A 19,248-nucleotide genomic window follows, 5' to 3' on the forward strand; every position below is an offset into this window, starting at 1 on the left:
AAAGCAAGGCGCTTTCCTGTGGACCTCTTTGACGCTTGAGAACACTGCGGTTGGCGTGACGGACATCAGCGCCTATGGTCGCCGCTCTTTGCGACAGGGACCAGCATGGCAGCAGACAGCAAACGCATCGCATCCATCATCGCGGCAGAGATCGGGGCGCGGCCGGAGCAGGCATCAGCAGCTATAGGGCTGCTCGATGAGGGCGCGACGGTGCCGTTCGTGGCGCGCTACCGCAAGGAGGTCACCGGCGGGCTCGACGACACCCAATTGCGCGACCTTGCCGAGCGATTGGCCTATCTGCGCGAACTCGATGCGCGCCGCGATACCATTCTCAGTTCGATCCGCGAGCAGGGCAAGCTGACCGAAGAACTTGAGGCCAAAATTGTGGCTGCCGCCACCAAGGCTGAACTGGAAGACATCTACCTGCCCTACAAGCCCAAGCGGCGCACCAAGGCCGAGATCGCCCGGGAGCGCGGGCTGGCGCCATTGGCGGAGGCTATTTTGGCCAACCGGTCGTTGGTGCCCGCCGAGGCGGCGCTGGCTTATGTGACCGAGGATGTGACCGACGCCAAGGCCGCACTGGAAGGCGCACGCGACATCCTGTCGGAACAGTTCGCGGAAAATGCCGATCTGGTCGGCAAGCTTCGCACCTACATGAAGGAGCGCGCTTTCATGCGTGCCCGTGTCGTCGACGGTAAGCAGGAGGCCGGGGCGAAATTCTCCGACTATTTCGAGCATGTCGAGCGTTGGGCAAATGTTCCGAGCCACCGCGCGCTGGCCATGCTGCGCGGCCGCAACGAAGAGGTGTTGTCGCTAGACATCGAGGTCGATGCCGACGATGCCTCGCCGGTGAAGCCGGTCGAGCGGATGATCGCCAATGCCTACGCCATCGGCGGCAGCCTGCCGGGCGACCGCTGGCTGATGGAAGTCGCCGGCTGGACCTGGCGGATCAAGCTTTCGCTGCACCTGACGCTCGATTTGATGCGCGACCTGCGCGAGCGGGCGGAGGAAGAGGCGATCCATGTCTTTGCACGCAACCTCAAGGATTTGCTTCTGGCGGCACCCGCCGGCTCGCGGCCGACCATGGGGCTCGATCCCGGCATCCGCACCGGCGTCAAGGTCGCGGTGGTAGATGGCACCGGCAAGGTGCTGACGACGACGACCGTCTATCCATTTCCGCCGCGGAACGATGTGCGCGGCACACAGGCCCAGCTCGCAGCACTCATCCGCCAGCATAAGGTCGAGCTGATCTCGATCGGCAACGGCACCGGCAGCCGCGAGACTGAAAAGCTGGTCGCCGACATGCTGTCCGACATGCCTTCGGATGGTAGGCCAAAGCCGCTCAAGGTGATCGTCAGCGAGGCCGGCGCCTCGGTCTATTCGGCCTCGGCGACAGCGGCGGCTGAGTTTCCCGGGCTCGACGTGTCGCTGCGCGGTGCGGTGTCCATAGCCAGGCGGCTGCAGGATCCGCTCGCCGAACTGGTCAAGATCGAACCGAAATCGATCGGCGTCGGCCAGTACCAGCATGACGTCGACCAGTATCGGCTCGGCCGTTCGCTGGAAGCGGTGGTGGAGGACGCGGTCAATGCCGTCGGTGTCGATCTCAACACCGCCTCGGCGCCGCTCTTGGCCCGCGTGTCAGGCCTAGGCGCTTCGCTTGCCGACGCCATTGTCGCGCATCGCGATGCGACCGGGCCGTTCGCCAGCCGCAAGGAGCTGCTCAAGGTAGCGCGGCTCGGACCGCGCGCGTTCGAACAGTCCGCAGGCTTCCTGCGCATTGCCAATGGCAGCGAGCCGCTCGACGCCTCGTCGGTCCATCCGGAAGCCTATGGCGTGGCCAAGAAGATCGTCGCCGCCTGCGGTCGCGATGTGCGCTCGCTGATGGGAGACAGTGCCGCGCTCAAGGCGCTCGATCCGCGCGTCTTCGTCGACGAACGGTTCGGCCTGCCGACGGTGCGCGACATCATTGCCGAGCTGGAAAAGCCCGGCCGCGACCCGCGCCCCGGCTTCAAGACCGCAACCTTTGCCGATGGCATCGACGACATCAAGGATCTGAAGCCCGGCATGCTTCTGGAAGGCACCGTCACCAATGTCGCTGCCTTCGGCGCCTTCGTCGATATCGGCGTGCACCAGGACGGGCTGGTGCATGTCTCGCAACTGGCCGATCGTTTCATCAAGGACGCGCATGAGGTGGTGAAGGCCGGCGACGTGGTGAAGGTGCGGGTCGTCGATGTCGACATCAAGCGCAAGCGCATCGCGCTGTCCATGCGCAAGGACGGCGGCGAGGGCGGGACGCCGAAGGGGCCGCGCGACAATGGCGGCGGCAAGCCGGCGCAACCTTCGCCGATGCCGCAGCGTCAGCCGGAACGACCGGCACAGCAAGGCGCGTTTGGCGCAGCACTGGCCGATGCCTTGAAGCGGAAGTAGCCTCGAATGGTTCCTTGCAATCGCTAGAGCGTTATCTACCATCCTTGTGTGGAGATACGCGCGATATGGCAAGTTTCGAGAAAGTGAGTGTCCAAGAGTTGGGGCGTCTTTGGGACGAGGGCATGGCGAGTGGCAGTTCGGTCGATGGAGACCAGGCTTTCGCCCGGATCAAAAGCAAGCTCGATGCGAAAGTTGCCGAACGCAAGTCGCAAAAACGCTGCGCTTCCAGCCGGAAACCGTGCCGATGAAGCGGAAGTAGCTACCAGGCCAGAACGGCCGGTTCCTTCTCAACCTGGCCCAGCAGCCAGTCGCGAAAGCTGACGACGGGCGGGTGGCCGCGCTTGTCGTTCGGGACGACGAGGTAGTAGGCGCTGCGGCTTTGCATCGGCTGTCCCGGCGCCGGCACGAGCTGACCGCGCTGCAATTCGCCGGCGATAAGAACTTGCGGCAGGAGCGCGACGCCAAGCCCCGCCATGCAGGCTTGGGCAACGGTGCCGAATTGCTCGAACTGCATGCCGGGTCCGATCGGTGCGCTCAAGCCCTGTTCCTCGAACCATTCGCCCCAGGCCCCGGGACGCGTCGCCATGTGCAGCAGCGGCAGGCGGCTGATGTCGGCCGCAGTGGTGATATCGCGGCTGGCAAGGAAGTCGGGCGAAACCACCGGCATCACGGTTTCGCGCATCAACAATGTGGAATCGGCGTCCGGCCAGTCGGGCTGGCCATGATGGATGGCGGCGTCGAGCCGCTCGCGGGCGAAGTCGAAGCGGCCGATGCGGGTGACAAAGTTGATGGTGATGTCAGGGTTTTCTGCGACGAAATCCGGGATCAGAGGCATCAGCCAGCGCGTGCCGAAGGTCGGCAGTATGGCGAGGTTCAGCATGCCGCTATGCCGATTGCTCATCAATCCGAGCGCGGCGTCGCGCAATTGCCCGAGTGCCGCCCGCACGGCTTCGGCATAGATTTCGCCCGCCGTGGACAGCCGAACATTGCGGCTGTCGCGCTCGAACAGCCGGCGGCCGAACTGTTCCTCCAGAAGGGCTATCTGGCGGCTGACGGCCCCTTGGGTCAAATCGAGTTCCTGGGCGGCAGCGGTGAAGGAGCCAAGGCGGGCCACGGCCTCGAAGGCGGCAAGGGCGCTGGTGCTGGGTAAAAGCCGGCGTTGGACGTTCATGATCCATTACTAAACCTCATTGATCTGTGATGCAATTTTGTTTGATTTTTCCGAAGCGGAGGTGGATAAGCCCGAGCACTTCAAGATTTGGGAGAGGGCGAAGCCATGGCCGCCGACAAGAACGCGTTCGTCTGGGAAGACCCCTTCCTGATCGAGAACCAGCTTTCCGAGGATGAGCGTATGGTGCGCGATGGCGCGGCCGCCTTTGCCGCCGACAAGCTCGCGCCGCGCATCGAGGAGGCCTATCTCGAGGAAAAGACCGACGCCGGCATTTTTCGCGAGATGGGCGAGGCCGGCCTGCTCGGCATCACCATTCCCGAGGAATATGGCGGGCTCGGCGCCAATTACGTCACCTACGGGTTGGTGGCGCGCGAGGTCGAGCGGGTCGATTCCGGCTACCGGTCGATGATGTCGGTGCAATCGTCGCTGGTGATGTACCCCATCCATGCCTATGGCTCGGAAGAACAGCGCAAGAGGTACCTGCCGAAGCTGGCTTCGGGCGAATGGATCGGCTGTTTCGGCCTGACCGAGCCGGATGCCGGTTCCGATCCGGGCGGCATGAAGACGCGGGCCGAGAAGACGGCGAACGGCTACAAGATTTCCGGCTCGAAAATGTGGATATCCAACGCGCCGATCGCCGACGTGTTCGTGGTCTGGGCGAAGCTGAAGGGCGACAACGGCAAGGACGAAATCCGCGGTTTCGTGCTGGAGAAGGGCATGAAGGGGCTGTCGGCGCCGAAGATCGGCGGCAAGCTCAGCCTTAGGGCCTCGATCACCGGCGAGGTGGTGATGGAAGGCGTCGAAGTCGGCGAAGACGCGCTGCTGCCCAACGCCAGGGGCCTCGGCGGCCCATTCGGCTGCCTCAACCGGGCCCGCTACGGCATTTCCTGGGGCGCGATGGGCGCCGCCGAGGATTGCTGGCACCGGGCCCGGCAGTATGGACTCGACCGCAAGCAGTTCGGCAAGCCGCTCGCCGGCACGCAGCTGTTCCAGAAAAAGCTCGCCGACATGCAGACCGAGATTGCGCTCGGCTTGCAGGGCTCGCTGCGCGTCGGGCGGCTGATGGATGAAGGCAAGATGGCCCCGGAAATGATCTCGATCGTCAAGCGCAACAATTGCGGCAAGGCGCTCGACATCGCGCGCCAGGCCCGCGACATGCATGGCGGCAACGGCATCCAGATCGGCTACCACGTCATGCGCCACGCGCAGAACCTGGAGACGGTCAACACCTATGAAGGCACGCATGACGTGCATGCGCTGATCCTTGGCAGGGCTCAGACGGGGATACAGGCGTTTTTCTAAGCTGTGCCGAATTCAAGTGAGGCCGGCCTGCAAATGGCCGATACCTGCGCTTCCGGTGCTCGCGTACCAAAAGTACGCTCTGCTCCGGTTCTCGGTATCAGCCATTTTCGACTCGGCCTGACCTGAATCTCGACACAGCGTAGCCGACTTCGGCTGCTTAATTTAGGTGCAGCGCAACATCTCTGCTTGGAGAATGGCCAATAGATGTGTCAGGGTTCGGCTGAAGAAACGCCGATCTCCGGGGCCCCATGGCAATACTGGCAGCCGTCTACCACCTGACCCATTACAAATACGACCGGCCGGTGGTTCTCGGGCCCCAGGTCATCAGGCTGCAGCCGGCACCGCATTCCCGCACCAAGGTGCTCAGCCATTCGCTGAAGGTCGGGCCGGCGAACCACTTCGTCAATCTGCAGCAGGACCCCTACGGCAATTTCCTGGCCCGCTTCGTCTTCCCGGAACCGGTGACGGAATTGAAGATCGAGGTCGACCTCGTCGCCGACATGACGGTCTACAATCCGTTCGATTTCTTCGTCGAGCCATCGGCCGAGACCTTCCCGTTCGAGTACCCCGAAGACATCAGGGACGATCTCGCCATCTACCGCACGCCGGAGCCGGCAGGGCCGCTGCTGTCTGCTTTCCTCGCAACCATCGACCGTAGCGCCACCAACACCGTCAATTTCGTCGTCGACCTCAATGCGCGGCTGCAGCGGGAGATCGCTTATATCGTGCGGATGGAAACCGGCGTGTTCTCGCCGGAGGAAACGCTGGCCGCGAAAAAGGGATCGTGCCGGGATTCGAGCTGGCTGCTGGTGCAAATCCTCAGGAATCTCGGCCTCGCCGCGCGTTTCGTCTCCGGCTATCTGATCCAGCTGAAGCCCGATCTGGTCGCGCTCGATGGCCCCGCCGGAACCGCCGTCGACTTCACCGACCTGCACGCCTGGTGCGAGGTCTATCTGCCGGGCGCCGGCTGGATCGGCTTCGATCCGACGTCCGGCCTGCTCACCGGCGAAAGCCATGTGCCGCTGGCGGCCACGCCGCATTTCCGCAACGCCGCACCCATTTCCGGCATGGCGAGCTTCGCCAATGTCGAATTCGGCTTCGACATGCGTGTCGACCGCATCGCCGAACATCCGCGCATCACCAAGCCATTCTCGGACGAAAGCTGGCAGGCGCTGGATGCGCTGGGCAACAAGGTCGACGCCGCACTTCAAGCGGGCGACGTCAGGCTGACCATGGGCGGCGAGCCGACCTTTGTCTCCATCGACGATTTCGAGTCCGCCGAGTGGAACACCGCCGCCGTCGGCCCGACCAAGCGCGAAAAGGCCGATGCGCTGATCCGTAAATTGCGCGAACGCTTCGCGCCGGGCGGCTTCCTCCACTACGGCCAGGGCAAATGGTATCCGGGCGAAAGCCTGCCGCGCTGGACCTTTTCGCTCTATTGGCGCACCGACGGCCAGCCGGTGTGGAGCGATCCGTCGCTGATCGCACGCGAAAAGAGCGACGCAAAGGTGGGGCCGCAGCAGGCCGAGAGCTTGCTGACGGCAATCGCCGGCGAACTCGGCATCGACAAGGCGATGGTCAGCGAGGCCTATGAGGACCCGGCCGAATGGCTGCTGAAAGAAGGCAAGCTGCCCGACAATGTCGATCCGTCCAACTCCAAGCTGGAAGACCCGGAAGAGCGCAGCCGCATGGCGAAAGTGTTCGAGCGCGGGCTGACCAAGCCGTCGGGCTACGTGCTGCCGGTGCAGCGCTGGAACAGCCAGGCTTCGGACCCGCGCTGGCGCTCGGAGAAGTGGAAGACCCGGCGCGGGCGGCTGTTCCTGGTGCCGGGCGATTCCCCTGTCGGTTACCGCCTGCCGCTGGGCACGCTGCCCTATGTGCCGCCGGCGCAGTTCCCCTATATTGTGCCGGTCGATCCGTCGCTGCCGCGTGGACCGCTGCCGGCGCGGGAAGCCATACTGCCAGAACCGGCTCCGGCCGAGCTGGAAGGCGCCGACGAGATGGCACGACGCCAGCAGGCGATTTCTTTCACGGCGACGACCGGCCAGCAGGATAGGGTCGAACAGGAGATCACCGAGATCGGCGGCGCGGTGCGTACAGCACTTTCGGTCGAGCCACGCGACGGGCGGCTGTGCGTGTTCATGCCGCCGGTCGAGGCGCTGGAAGACTATCTCGAACTCGTCGCAGCCGCCGAAAACGCGGCCAAGGCGATCGGCCTTCCCGTGCATATCGAAGGCTATGGACCGCCGCACGATCCGCGCCTCAACGTCATCAGGGTGGCACCCGATCCCGGCGTCATCGAGGTCAACATCCATCCGGCTGCCAACTGGCAGGACTGCGTGGCGACGACGACGGCGATCTACGAGGAAGCACGGCAGACGCGGCTTGGCGCCGACAAGTTCATGATCGACGGCCGCCACACCGGTACCGGCGGGGGCAACCATGTCGTCGTCGGCGGCGCGACGCCCAATGACAGCCCGTTCCTGCGCCGGCCCGATCTGTTGAAGAGCCTGGTGCTGCAATGGCAGCGGCGCCCGTCGCTGTCCTATCTATTCTCCGGCCTGTTCATCGGCCCGACCAGCCAGGCGCCGCGCTTCGACGAGGCGCGGCACGATTCGCTTTACGAACTCGAGATCGCGATGGCGCAGGTGCCGCACCCGGGCCAGGGCAACCCACCGCAGCCTTGGCTGGTCGACCGACTGTTTCGCAACCTGTTGACCGATGTCACCGGCAATACGCACCGCTCGGAAATCTGCATCGACAAGCTGTTTTCGCCCGATGGCCCGACCGGCCGGCTTGGGCTTGTCGAGTTCCGCGGTTTCGAGATGCCGCCCAATGCGCGCATGTCGCTGGCGCAGCAATTGCTGGTACGCGCCATCATCGCCCGTGCGTGGAACAACCCGCTTGATGGCCGCTTCGTGCGCTGGGGCACCTCGCTCCATGACCGTTTCATGCTGCCGCATTATGTCTGGGCGGATTTCCTCGACATGCTCGACGACCTCAAGCTCAACGGTTTCGAATTCCGGCCGGAATGGTTCGATGCCCAGCTGGAGTTCCGCTTTCCGTTCTGCGGCGAAGTCCAGCATGCCGGCATCAAGCTGGAACTGCGGCAGGCGCTGGAGCCGTGGCATGTGATGGGTGAGCAAGGCGCCATCGGCGGCACCGTGCGCTTCGTCGATTCCTCGGTCGAACGGCTGCAGGTCAGGACCGAAGGCCTCAACCCGGAACGTCATGCCATTGTCTGCAATGGCCGAATCGTGCCGATGAAGGTCACCGACAATCGCGAGGTCGCGGTGGCCGGTGTGCGCTTCAAGGCCTGGCAGCCTTCGTCGGGCCTGCATCCGGCGCTGCCGGTCAACACGCCTTTGGTCTTCGACATCTACGACCGTTGGTCGGGGCGGGCGGTGGGCGGCTGCGTCTACCATGTCGCGCATCCAGGTGGGCGCAGCTACGACACGTTCCCGGTCAACGGCAATGAGGCCGAGGCGAGGCGTCTCGCCCGCTTCGAGCCGCGCGGCCATACGCCGTCGGCCTATGTGCTGCGCAATGAAGAAGCCTCTGAAGACTTCCCCATGACCCTTGACCTCAGGCGGCCAGCAAGAGTCTGATCAGCGATGGCAAAGGGGAATCAGAAAAAGGTCCGCGGCAAGCCGCTGAGGCACAGTCTGCTGGAGCACTACCAGCCGATTGACGGCGTCGTCGACGAGATGGTCGATGCTTCGGGCCATCCGCGTCCGGCCTGGGCACCCTTCATCGAGGCGTTGGAGGAACTAGGCCCGGAAAAGCTCGGCCAGCGCTTTGCCCGCGCCGACCAGTATCTGCGCGACGCCGGGGTTTATTACCGCGTCTATGACAAGGCCGGCGCCAATGAGCGCGAATGGCCGCTGGCGCATATCCCGCTGCTGATCGAAGACAAGGAATGGGCCGGGATCAGCGCCGGTCTCGTCCAGCGCGCCGACCTTTTCGAGGAGATAGTCGCTGATATCTATGGCCCGAACCGGCTGATCGAGAAGGGAATCCTGCCGGCAGGCCTGATTGCGGCGAGCCCCGAATTTTTGCGCCCCGTCGTCGGCACCATGCCGGCCAGCGGTCATTTCCTGCATTTTTGCGCCTTCGAGCTCGGCCGTGGGCCGGATGGAAGCTGGTGGGTGCTGGGCGACCGCACGCAGGCGCCGTCGGGCGCCGGCTTTGCGCTGGAAAACCGCGTCGCCACGACGCGGGCTTTGTCCGACGTCTATGGCGAGATGCATGTGCATCGCCTGGCCGGTTTCTTCCGCCGCTTTCGCGATGCGCTGATCGGCATGGCGAAGGAGAATGACGGCCGCGTCGCCATTCTGACGCCGGGGCCGCTCAACGAGACCTATTATGAGCACGCCTATATCGCCCGCTATCTCGGCATCATGCTGCTCGAGGGCGAGGATCTGACCGTCTCCGGCGGCAAGCTGATGGTGCGCACGGTTTCGGGGCTGATGCCGATCAGCGTGCTGTGGCGGCGGCTCGATGCCGCCTTTGCCGATCCGCTGGAACTGAGGTCGGACTCGCATATCGGCACGCCGGGGCTGGTCGAGGCGATCCGCCGCGGCACCGTGTCTACGGTCAATGCGCTGGGGTCGGGCTTGATGGAAACCCGGGCGCTGCTCGCCTTCCTGCCGAAGATTTCGCGCGCATTGCGCGGCGAAGAACTTCTGTTGCCAAGCGTCGCCACCTGGTGGTGCGGGCAAGCAACCGAACGGGCCCATGTGCTTGCCAACATCGATCGCATGGTGATCGGTCCGGCGCTGTCGACGCGGCTGGCCTTCGAGGATGACGGCCAGACCAGGCTCGGTTCGGCACTGACGCCGGAGGAACGCATCGCGCTGATCGCGCGCATCGAGAGCGATGGCAGCGGTTTCGTCGGCCAGGAAGCGGTGACGCTGTCGACGACGCCGGTCTATGTCGGCGGCTGGCTGGAACCGCGACCGGCAAGCCTGCGCGTCTATCTGGCGCGCACGCCCGATGGCTGGACGGTAATGCCGGGCGGTTTCGCCCGTGTCGGCCTTTCGCTCGACCCGACGGCCATCGCCATGCAGCGCGGCGGCCAGGCGGCCGACGTCTGGGTGGTCAGCGACCGGTCGGTCGAGCGCGAGACGCTGCTGCCGCAGGAGCATGACAGCTTCGTCCGCACCATGCCGGGGAGCCTGCCCAGCCGCGCGGCGGAAAACCTGACCTGGCTCGGCCGCTATATCGAGCGCTCGGAGGACACGGTTCGCATCCTGCGCGCCTATCATGTGCGGCTGGCCGAGACATCCGATCCTGACATGCTGCTGCTCGCCGATATAAGGGACTATCTCGAACCCTTCGGCATCGATCTCGAAGCGGCCATTCCGCCCGGATTGATCGGCACGCTGGACAGCGCCGTCTACAGCGCCGGACAGATCCGCGACCGCTTTTCGCCCGATGGCTGGCTGGCGCTGAAGGACCTGTCGAAGACCATTCATCAGTTCGCCACCACGGTGGCGCCGGGTGACGACGCGACACGGGCCATGACGGTCATGCTGCGCAAGCTCGCCGGTTTCTCCGGCCTGTTGCACGAGAATATGTACCGTTTCACCGGCTGGCGTTTCCTCGAGATCGGCCGGCGGATCGAGCGCGGCATCCAGATCGCCCGTACGCTAGCCCGACTGACAAGGTCCGGTGCGTCGGACGGCTCGCTCGACATGATGCTGGAGATCGGCGACAGCGTCATGACCCACCGCCGGCAATATCCGGTGCGGGCCGGACGGCGCACGGTGATCGACCTCTTGGCGCTCGACCCACTCAACCCGCGCTCGATCCTGTTCCAGCTCGAACGGCTGAAGGCGGAGATCGGCCTGTTGCCATCGGTTGGGCCGGAGGGGCATATGTCGGTCGCGGCCAAGGAAATCCTGCAGCTCAACACGGCAATTGCCGTCATGGAGCCATCGGAGATGTCGGCGGAGGTGCTGGACGATCTCGCAACTGAGATCGGCAACCTCTATAGCAGCCTGGCTAAAGCGTATTTTGGTTAACATGCTGTACGATATCAGGCTTCATCTCAGCTACGATTATGACGCCGCGGCCGGCGGCAGCCGGCATCAGGTGCGTGTATTGCCGCCGACCATTGCCGGCGTGCAGCGCGTGATCGCGGCCTCGCTTTCGTTTGTGCCGACCCCATCGGAGCGCACGGATTTTGCCGATTTCTTCGGCAACAATGTCACCGCGATCGCCTTTCGCGACGTCCATGACGGGCTCGACATCAGAATGAGCGCGCGCGTGTCGGTGTCACGGCCGGAGCCTGGGCTCGACGTGTCGCCCGATCTGCAGCGCCTGCAGGAAGAACTCGGCGCCGTACGGTCACTGGCGCCGGATGCACCGCATCACTTTCTCGCCGCCAGCGATCATGCCGGCATCGATGCGGCGATCACCGCCTATGCCCGCGACAGCGCCGGCGGCTCGACGGTCGGCATGGCCATCGATCTGTGCAACCGCATCCACCGCGATTTCACCTATGACGGGGAAGCGACCACGGTGCGTACCGGGGCCAGCGATGCCTTCGGTTTGAAGCGGGGCGTGTGCCAGGACTTCTCCCACATCATGATCGCCGGCCTGCGCGGGCTAGGTATTCCTGCGGGTTATGTCAGCGGCTTCCTGCGCACCATTCCCCCGAAAGGGAAGCCGCGGCTCGAAGGCGCCGATGCCATGCATGCCTGGGTCAAGGTGTGGTGTGGGCGCGATGCCGGCTGGCAGGAATTCGACCCGACCAATGGCATGCGGGCCAGCAACGACCACATCACCGTTGGCTATGGCCGCGACTATTCCGACGTGGCTCCGATCGTCGGCGTGCTGAAAACCACCGGCGGCCAGGTCGGCGACCAGGCCGTCGACGTCATCCCGGTCGCGCTCGAGAAGGCCTGACAGCCTCGAAGCACAGCTTCTCAACAACGGCGATGCCCGTTATGCTCGGTTGAAACTTCGGGGAGGATCGGTCGGCAGGCATGCTGATGCGGAGTTCGGTATTGACGGCAATCAGTGTCATCATCCCGGCGCACAATGCGGCGGCAACCATAGCGGCCACGCTGGCCTCGCTTCGTTCCGAAGCCGAGGTTATCGGCGAGGTGCTGCTGGTCGACGATTCCTCCTCGGACGGGACGGCAGAAGCCGCGCTGAATGCCGCCACGCAATTCTCGTTGCCGTTGCGCGTGCTCATGAGCAACTGCCGGGACGCGGGCGGCTCCCGCAATGTGGCGCTGGCGCAGGCGCAATGCTCCTGGATCTACCTGATCGACGCCGACGACTTGCATCTGGAGGGCGGGCTGCGGTCGATGCTGGTCCGGGCGGGGGCGCAGCCGGCCGCCGACATGGTGATCGGCGCCTACCGTCGGCGCACCGATGGCGAGAACCGGAACCTCAAGCTTCCAGCCGGCTACATAGAAGATGGTATAGCCAATGCCTCGGCCTATCTGGAAGGTCACATTCGCTCGATCGCCGTGGGCAGTGCGCTGGTTTCCCGGCGCGTCGTCGGCGACACGCGCTTCCCGACCGGGCTTGCCTATGACGAGGACACGCTGTTCTGGTCCAGGCTGATGGGCAGGGCGTCGCTTGCCCTGATCGTGCATCCCGTCATGATCTACCACGTTTCGGCAGTGCGTTCCGATGATCGCTTCATCACCAGGCCGGTGCGCCGCTTTCTCGACTGGCGGCTGGCGCTGCGCGAGCTGACTGACTGTGGCATCCCACTGTCGTCGCTAAAAACCAGGGAGGGGCTGGTCGCCCTCAAGATCGCCAGGGTTCACTATGCGCGCGGCGATCTGGAGACGGCGGCGCGGTTCCTGAGGATCGCGGCGGCGGCGCCGAAGGTGCGGTCGAACACCTGGCGTTGCAGGCGCTACCAGCTGAAGCTGGCGCTGCGGCGCTGGTTTTCCTCTCCGCGCGTCCAGTTGCAACGTGCCTGAATCAGCCCCGCCGCAGCTTGCCGTCATTGTCATCGGCTATCGCGCGCCGGCTCAAATCGTCGAGGCGGTGACATCCCTGCTTGATCAGAATGCGCCGCTCGAGATCATGGTGGTCAACTCGGGCGGAGGCGAGGTCCTGGCGCTGCTGACCGGCGCCGGGGTCAAGGTGCCAGTGATCGAGGTCGGTCGAAGGCTGTTTGTCGGCGCAGCCCGCAATCTCGGCATTGCGGCCACCAAAGCGCCTTTCGTTGCCTTTCTTGCCGATGATTGCCTCGCCTGTTCGGGCTGGGCCGAGGCACGGATGCAGCGGCATCTGGCTGGCGACCGCGCCGTGGCGAGCGCGATGGTGAATAGCCATCCGCGCAATCTGATCGCCTGTGCGGCTCATCTGATCATGTTCATGCGACGGCTTCCCGGTCTGCCGTCGGATCGTGCGCTGCGTTACGGCGTGTCGTTCGATCGGCGGCTGTTCGATGAATATGGCTTGTTCGATGAAACCATGCCTGCTGCCGAAGACACCGAATTCCTGGGGCGGCTGCCGCAGGAACTGCAGCCGGTCTGGGAGCCTAAGGTGCAAACCGTTCATCGCAACGAAACCCGGCTGTCCAGATTGCTTGCCGATCAGTACAGGCGCGGCTGTCGCCGCGGCGATTACCTCGCAGCGTCCGCCCTGAACACTCCGTTTCGGTGTTTTCGCGACACGTTTCGCGATCGGCGGAATGCCCGCAAGCTGGCGAAGATCGGGCTTTCCGATCGGGATCGAACTTTCGCGATGATGTCGATGCCAATTGTCTGGCTTGCCCTGCTGGTCAAATCCGTGGGTGTCTATATTGGCGTGCGAAATCGCGTGAAAGCGGCAACAAGAAAATGATAACGAGCCAAATCAAGCCTCGACGCTGGCGACGGAGCCGACTGTTCTGGACGCGCCAGAGAACGGTCGCAGTTTTCAGCTATCGTTATGACGCGCATCTGGTTGCCGATCTGATCACCAATATCGATCCGGTCGTTGACGGCTGGATTGCCTATGACGATCGCGGGGCGACCGGCGTGTTCAGCAGCGAGCCGCAGCGGCGGCGGATCTTGCTCGACGCAGCGCATGAAGCTGCCGCCGACTGGATCCTGGCTATTGATCCCGATGAGCGGCTGGAACGCGGTACCGCGGAGCGGATCGGACAGCTGACGGGGGATTACAGGCGCATGGCCTGGGGGTTCCGGCTCCGCGAATTGTATTCGCCGACCGAGTACCGGGTCGACGGGCTGTGGGCCGAAAAGTTCCAGTATCGTCTGTTCAGAGCCTACGATCCGGCGAAGTACCGACCAGAGGACCTGCACGGGCTCTGGTATCCTCCCGATCTTGGTTTCAAGGCCCGCAACAGCGGGCTCAACCTCTATCATTTAAAGATGATGGAGCCGAAGCGGCGGATCGCCCGCCGCAATCTCTACCACCACCTTGATCCAAAGGGGCTCCTGCAGGATGTGGGCTATGACTACCTTGCCGATGAGGCAGGGGCCGTGTTCGAACAGATTCCGCCCGGGCGCGACTACCATCCGCCTCACGTCGACGATGGCGGCCTCTGGATGGCCGTGCCGGCTGGTGCCACCATTGGTGGACCCGACCACATTCCATAGCAACGGGGTGGAACCAGCAGTCGGCTTAGCGCTTATCTACGAGAAAAATCTCGTGGAGCGGGCATGCTTGACAAATCTGGGACGCCATCCGGCCGGTCGGCTGCCGGACGGGGGGACGATGGAGCGCCGAAGAACGGCGCGCAGACCGCTGCCGAACAGGCCTCGCTCACCTATATCAGCGACAGCGAGCCGGGGATCCGGCGCCTGAAGGCGGGCGAAGGCTTTTCCTACAAGGGCGCGAAAGGACAGGCCGTCGGCGCGGCAGCCATTGCCCGCATCAAGGCGCTGGCCATTCCGCCGGCATGGACGGATGTGTGGATCTCGCCCGATCCCGCCGGCCACATCCAGGCGACCGGCCGCGACCAACGCGGGCGCAAACAGTACCGCTACCATCCGCTGTGGGCCGCCGAGCGCGACGGCGCCAAATACTCCAGCCTTGTCGCCTTTGCCGAAAGCCTGCCGGAGCTGCGCCGCCGGATCGATGCCGATCTGCGCCGCCGTGGCCTGCCGGCCGAGCGCGTCGTGGCGGCAATTGTCTGGCTGCTCGACAACACGATGATCCGGGTCGGCAATGCCGCCTATGCCCGCGACAACAAGAGCTTTGGGCTGACGACGCTGCGCGACCGCCACGTCGACATCAAGGGATCCAGCCTGCGCTTTGCCTTCAAGGGCAAGTCCGGCAAGGAATGGAAATTGAAGCTGGTCGACCGCCGCATCGCCCGGGTCGTGCGCGGCGCGCAGGATATTCCGGGGCAGCAACTGTTCCAATATCTCGACGAGGACGGCGAGAGGCATGGGGTGCGTTCCGACGATGTCAACCGCTATATCCGCGACGCGATCGGCGCCAATTTCAGCTCCAAGCATTTCCGCACCTGGGGCGGTACCATCCATGCCGCGTCGCTGTTTGCGCGGACGGATCTTCCCGAAAGCCAGGCGCAGACCAAGCGTGTAATGAACGCCGTCATCGACAAGGTGGCCGAGCGGCTCGGCAACACACGCGCCGTCTGCCGCAAATGCTACATCCATCCACAGGTTTTCGAAGCCTGGGTGGAAGGGCGGCTGCTTAGCGAAATGACCGAGGCCAACAAGCGCAAGCGATCGATAGACGGTCTCGATGATGAAGAGGCTCTTGTGCTGAGATGGTTGAAGGCAAGCGAAGGCTGACAAAAATGGCGTAACTTTTTTGTCGACGCCATGTCGGCATAGGCCCTACTGTTTCGTCCTTTGAGACAGAAAAGGACGTCCCATGCTCTACGCTATCCTCTGCTATGCCTCCGAAGATGTCGTCTCCTCCTGGAGCAAGGCACAGGATGACGAGGTCATGGCAAAGCTCATGCATGTGCAGGAAAAATACGCTCAAGCCGGCCGGCTTGGGCCGGTGGCGCGGCTTTTGCCCACCACCGCCGCGACGACGCTGCGCAAGGTCAAGGGCGAATCGGTCGTCATCGACGGACCGTTTGCCGAGACCAAGGAACAGTTCCTCGGCTTCTACACGCTGGAATGCGCCGATCTCGACGAAGCCGTCGACTTCGCGCGCGAGCTTTCCGAGGTCAATCCCAGCGGCGGATCCTATGAGATCCGACCGGTTTCCGTCTTCAACCCAACCAGAGTAGCCACATGACAGACCTCGCCTGGATAAGCTCGGCGATCAGCGCTGCCCGCCCGCAGGCTATGGGTGCGCTGCTGCGCTATTTCCGCAATCTCGATACGGCGGAGGAAGCTTTCCAGGACGCGTGCCTGAGGGCACTCAAGAACTGGCCGCAGAACGGGCCGCCGCGCGATCCTGCGGCCTGGCTGATCTTTGTCGGCCGCAACACCGGCATCGACGCGGTGCGCAAGCGCGCCAAGCAGGCGCCGATGCCGGAAGAGGACCAGATCTCGGACCTGGAAGATGCCGAGAGCGATATCGCCGAACGGCTGGACGGCGCGCACTACCGCGATGACATATTGCGGCTCTTGTTCATCTGCTGCCATCCGGATCTGCCGCCTACGCAGCAGATCGCGGTGGCGCTGCGCATCGTCTCCGGTCTCACCGTCAAGCAGATCGCGCGTGCGTTCCTGGTCGGCGAAAGCGCCATGGAACAGCGCATCACGCGCGCCAAGGCGCGCATTGCCGATGCCGGCGTGCCGTTCGAGACGCCCGGCGCGGTCGAGCGCTCGGAGCGGCTCGCCGCCGTTGCCGCCATGGTCTATCTGATCTTCAACGAAGGTTATTCCACCAACAGCGGCGAGGCGCCGGCGCGTGCGCCGCTTTGCGAGGAGGCGATCCGGCTGGCGCGCCTGTTGCTGCGGCTGTTCCAGACCGAGCCGGAGATCATGGGCCTGACGGCATTGCTTTTGCTGCAGCATGCGCGCGCGCCGGCCCGCTTCGACGAGAATGGCGAGATCGTGCTGCTCGACGACCAGGACCGCTCGCTGTGGAGCCGCAAGATGATCGACGAAGGCCTGGCGCTGGTCGACAAGGCCCTGCGCCACCAGAAGCCCGGACCCTACCAGGTGCAGGCGGCGATCGCCGCCCTTCATGCGCGGGCGGCAACCCCCGAGGAGACCGACTGGACAGAGATCGACCTGCTCTACAGCCTGCTGGAGGCGATGCAACCTTCGCCGGTGGTGACGCTGAACCGTGCCGTTGCGGTCGCCAAGGTGCGCGGGCCGGAAGCTGCCCTTGCCATGATCGAGCCGCTTGGCGAGAGGCTGTCCGGCTATTTCCACTTCTTCGGCCTCAAGGGCGGTCTGTTGATGCAGCTCGGCCGTGGCGAAGAGGCGCGTGTCGCCTTCGATCGCGCCATTGCGTTGGCCAACACGGCAGCGGAAGCCGCCCATATCCGCATGCATATCGACCGGCTGATGCGAGACGGAGCCGTGAAGGCGCCGGCGAAGACAGCGCACTAAGCCTGTTCCTCCTCTGGCTCAATCGTGCAATCTCGGCTTGGACCATGCCGGGGTGGCGATTTTCCCCTGAAACGAGTAATGGCACGCCATGACAGCGCCTGCGGCATGCGGGCGATAATGGCGCCAAGGCTCGACCGCCGCCCTATGATGGCGAGCGGATCTGAAAGGGACAAAAATGACGATAGCGAAGGAAACGGCCGAACTTCTGGCGAAACTGGGTGTGGCCAAGGACGCGCTGACCGGCGGCGACCTCGTCGTGCGCAGTCCGGTGACGGGTGAACAGATCGCGGCGCTGAAGACGATTTCGCCGGCCGATGCGGCCAAGACCATCGATGCCGCGCACACGGCGTTCCAGGCCTGGCGGATGGTGCCGGGTCCCCGGCGCGGCGAACTGGTGCGGGTGCTCGGCGAGGAGTTGCGCGCGCACAAAACCGAGCTCGGCCGGCTGGTGTCGATCGAGGTCGGCAAGATCCCGTCGGAAGGCCTCGGCGAAGTCCAGGAAATGATCGACATCTGCGATTTCGCCGTCGGCCTTTCCCGCCAGCTCTACGGTCTAACCATCGCCACCGAGCGTCCGGGACATCGCATGATGGAGACCTGGCATCCGCTCGGCGTCGTCGGCGTCATTTCGGCCTTCAACTTCCCGGTCGCGGTGTGGTCGTGGAACGCGGCGCTCGCGCTGGTCTGCGGCGACGCCGTGGTGTGGAAGCCCTCGGAAAAGACGCCGCTGACGGCGCTCGCCTGCGAGGCGATTTTTGCCGGCGCGGTCAAGCGCTTCGGCGCAGATGCGCCGCAGGGCCTGGCACCGGTGCTGATTGGCGACCGCTCCGTCGGCGAGATCCTGGTCGACCACCCGAAGGTGGCGCTGGTTTCGGCCACCGGCTCGACCCGCATGGGCCGGGATGTCGGCCCGCGTCTGGCCAAGCGCTTTGCCCGCGCCGTGCTCGAACTCGGCGGCAACAATGCCGGCATCGTCTGCCCGACCGCCGATCTCGACATGGCGCTGCGCGCCATCGCCTTTGGCGCCATGGGCACCGCCGGCCAGCGCTGCACGACGCTGCGGCGCCTGTTCGTGCATGACAGCGTCTATGACGCGCTGCTGCCGCGGCTGAAGAAGGCCTATGAGAGCGTCTCGGTCGGCAATCCGCTGGAGACGTCTTCGCTCGTCGGGCCGCTGATCGACAAGGCGGCCTTCGACGCCATGCAGAAGGCGCTCAAGGAAGCCACCGCTCACGGCGGCAAGCTGACCGGCGGTTCGCGGGTCGAGAATGGCCATCCCGATGCCTATTACGTGCATCCGGCGCTGGTCGAAATGCCGAAGCAGGTGGCTCCTGTCACCGAAGAAACCTTCGCGCCGATCCTCTACGTGATGAAATATTCCGATTTCGATGCCGTGCTCGACGAGCACAATGCGGTCGGCGCCGGACTGTCGTCGTCGATCTTCACCCGCGACCTGCAGGAATCCGAGCGCTTCCTCGGCGTCGATGGTTCGGATTGCGGCATCGCCAACGTCAACATCGGCACGTCGGGCGCCGAGATCGGCGGCGCCTTCGGCGGCGAGAAGGAAACCGGCGGCGGGCGCGAGAGCGGCTCCGATGCCTGGAAGGCCTATATGCGCCGCGCCACCAACACGGTGAACTATTCCAAGGCGCTGCCGCTGGCGCAGGGCGTGTCATTCGACATCGATTGAGATGCTGCGCCCGGCTTTTGACCAGTTGATCCACCCGAACCCGTCGGGCGGATCGCTGCCGCTCGCGCGGATCGTTCCGCTTTCAGGCTTCGCCCCCGCTGTCCAGATGTCCGTATCCCGACGGCGGAAAGGCCACCTCGGCCATGCGCCCGGACGGGTCCTCGCGGTCGGCACGATCGGCTGCGCAA

General features: G+C 64.4%; 14 protein-coding genes. 13 read left to right on the forward strand and 1 reads right to left on the reverse strand.

Annotation, left to right across the window (positions count from 1 at the left end; translation table 11 throughout):
* Positions 1-105 precede the first annotated feature (105 nt).
* Both X751_RS156245 and X751_RS1000000166835 read left to right on the forward strand, forming a co-directional pair.
* Complete coding sequence (locus X751_RS156245; protein WP_023744238.1) at positions 106-2,427, forward strand: Tex family protein; 2,322 nt, start codon at positions 106-108, stop codon at positions 2,425-2,427.
* Positions 2,428-2,492: 65 nt separating this feature from the next.
* On the forward strand, positions 2,493-2,675 hold the full coding sequence (locus tag X751_RS1000000166835) for a hypothetical protein (protein WP_023820690.1): 183 nt from the start codon (positions 2,493-2,495) through the stop codon (positions 2,673-2,675).
* Positions 2,676-2,686: 11 nt separating this feature from the next.
* Here X751_RS1000000166835 and X751_RS156240 read toward each other — a convergent pair whose 3' ends face one another.
* The gene (locus X751_RS156240) at positions 2,687-3,598 is read right to left on the reverse strand and encodes a LysR family transcriptional regulator (protein WP_023686321.1); all 912 of its coding nucleotides are present in this window, start codon (positions 3,596-3,598) and stop codon (positions 2,687-2,689) included.
* Positions 3,599-3,703: 105 nt separating this feature from the next.
* Between X751_RS156240 and X751_RS156235 the strand changes: the two genes are divergently transcribed.
* From X751_RS156235 to X751_RS156185, 11 genes are all read left to right on the forward strand, one after another.
* Complete coding sequence (locus X751_RS156235) at positions 3,704-4,900, forward strand: acyl-CoA dehydrogenase (RefSeq protein ID WP_023699743.1); 1,197 nt, start codon at positions 3,704-3,706, stop codon at positions 4,898-4,900.
* A 248-nt stretch (positions 4,901-5,148) separates the two neighbouring features.
* Positions 5,149-8,508 carry a transglutaminase family protein gene (locus X751_RS156230; protein WP_023744239.1) on the forward strand — a complete coding sequence of 1,120 codons (3,360 nt, stop codon included), beginning with the start codon at positions 5,149-5,151 and terminating at the stop codon, positions 8,506-8,508.
* A 6-nt stretch (positions 8,509-8,514) separates the two neighbouring features.
* The gene (locus X751_RS156225; RefSeq protein ID WP_023744240.1) at positions 8,515-10,926 is read left to right on the forward strand and encodes a circularly permuted type 2 ATP-grasp protein; all 2,412 of its coding nucleotides are present in this window, start codon (positions 8,515-8,517) and stop codon (positions 10,924-10,926) included.
* 1 nt (position 10,927) lies between these two features.
* On the forward strand, positions 10,928-11,812 hold the full coding sequence (locus X751_RS156220) for a transglutaminase family protein (protein WP_023725136.1): 885 nt from the start codon (positions 10,928-10,930) through the stop codon (positions 11,810-11,812).
* A 101-nt stretch (positions 11,813-11,913) separates the two neighbouring features.
* Positions 11,914-12,849, forward strand: coding sequence for a glycosyltransferase family 2 protein (locus X751_RS156215; protein WP_023725135.1), 936 nt, complete (start codon positions 11,914-11,916; stop codon positions 12,847-12,849).
* Entirely contained in the window at positions 12,842-13,720 is an 879-nt protein-coding gene (locus tag X751_RS156210) for a glycosyltransferase family A protein (protein WP_023741010.1), read from the forward strand. Before X751_RS156215 ends, X751_RS156210 begins: the two co-directional genes overlap by 8 nt.
* Positions 13,717-14,478 (forward strand): hypothetical protein, encoded by a 762-nt coding sequence (locus tag X751_RS156205; protein ID WP_023686315.1) that lies wholly within the window; start codon positions 13,717-13,719, stop codon positions 14,476-14,478. Before X751_RS156210 ends, X751_RS156205 begins: the two co-directional genes overlap by 4 nt.
* A gap of 63 nt (positions 14,479-14,541) precedes the next feature.
* Entirely contained in the window at positions 14,542-15,642 is a 1,101-nt protein-coding gene (locus X751_RS156200) for a DNA topoisomerase IB (protein ID WP_023744241.1), read from the forward strand.
* Between the two features lie 82 nt (positions 15,643-15,724).
* Complete coding sequence (locus X751_RS156195; protein ID WP_023671781.1) at positions 15,725-16,099, forward strand: YciI family protein; 375 nt, start codon at positions 15,725-15,727, stop codon at positions 16,097-16,099.
* Entirely contained in the window at positions 16,096-17,370 is a 1,275-nt protein-coding gene (locus tag X751_RS156190; RefSeq protein ID WP_023707663.1) for an RNA polymerase sigma factor, read from the forward strand. Before X751_RS156195 ends, X751_RS156190 begins: the two co-directional genes overlap by 4 nt.
* Before the next feature lie 175 nt (positions 17,371-17,545).
* A complete protein-coding gene (locus X751_RS156185; protein ID WP_023744242.1) occupies positions 17,546-19,060 on the forward strand; it encodes an aldehyde dehydrogenase family protein in 1,515 nt (504 codons plus the stop codon).
* The last annotated feature ends 188 nt before the right edge of the window (positions 19,061-19,248 follow it).

The organism is Mesorhizobium sp. LNJC394B00 (assembly GCF_000502555.1).
Taxonomy (GTDB): domain Bacteria; phylum Pseudomonadota; class Alphaproteobacteria; order Rhizobiales; family Rhizobiaceae; genus Mesorhizobium.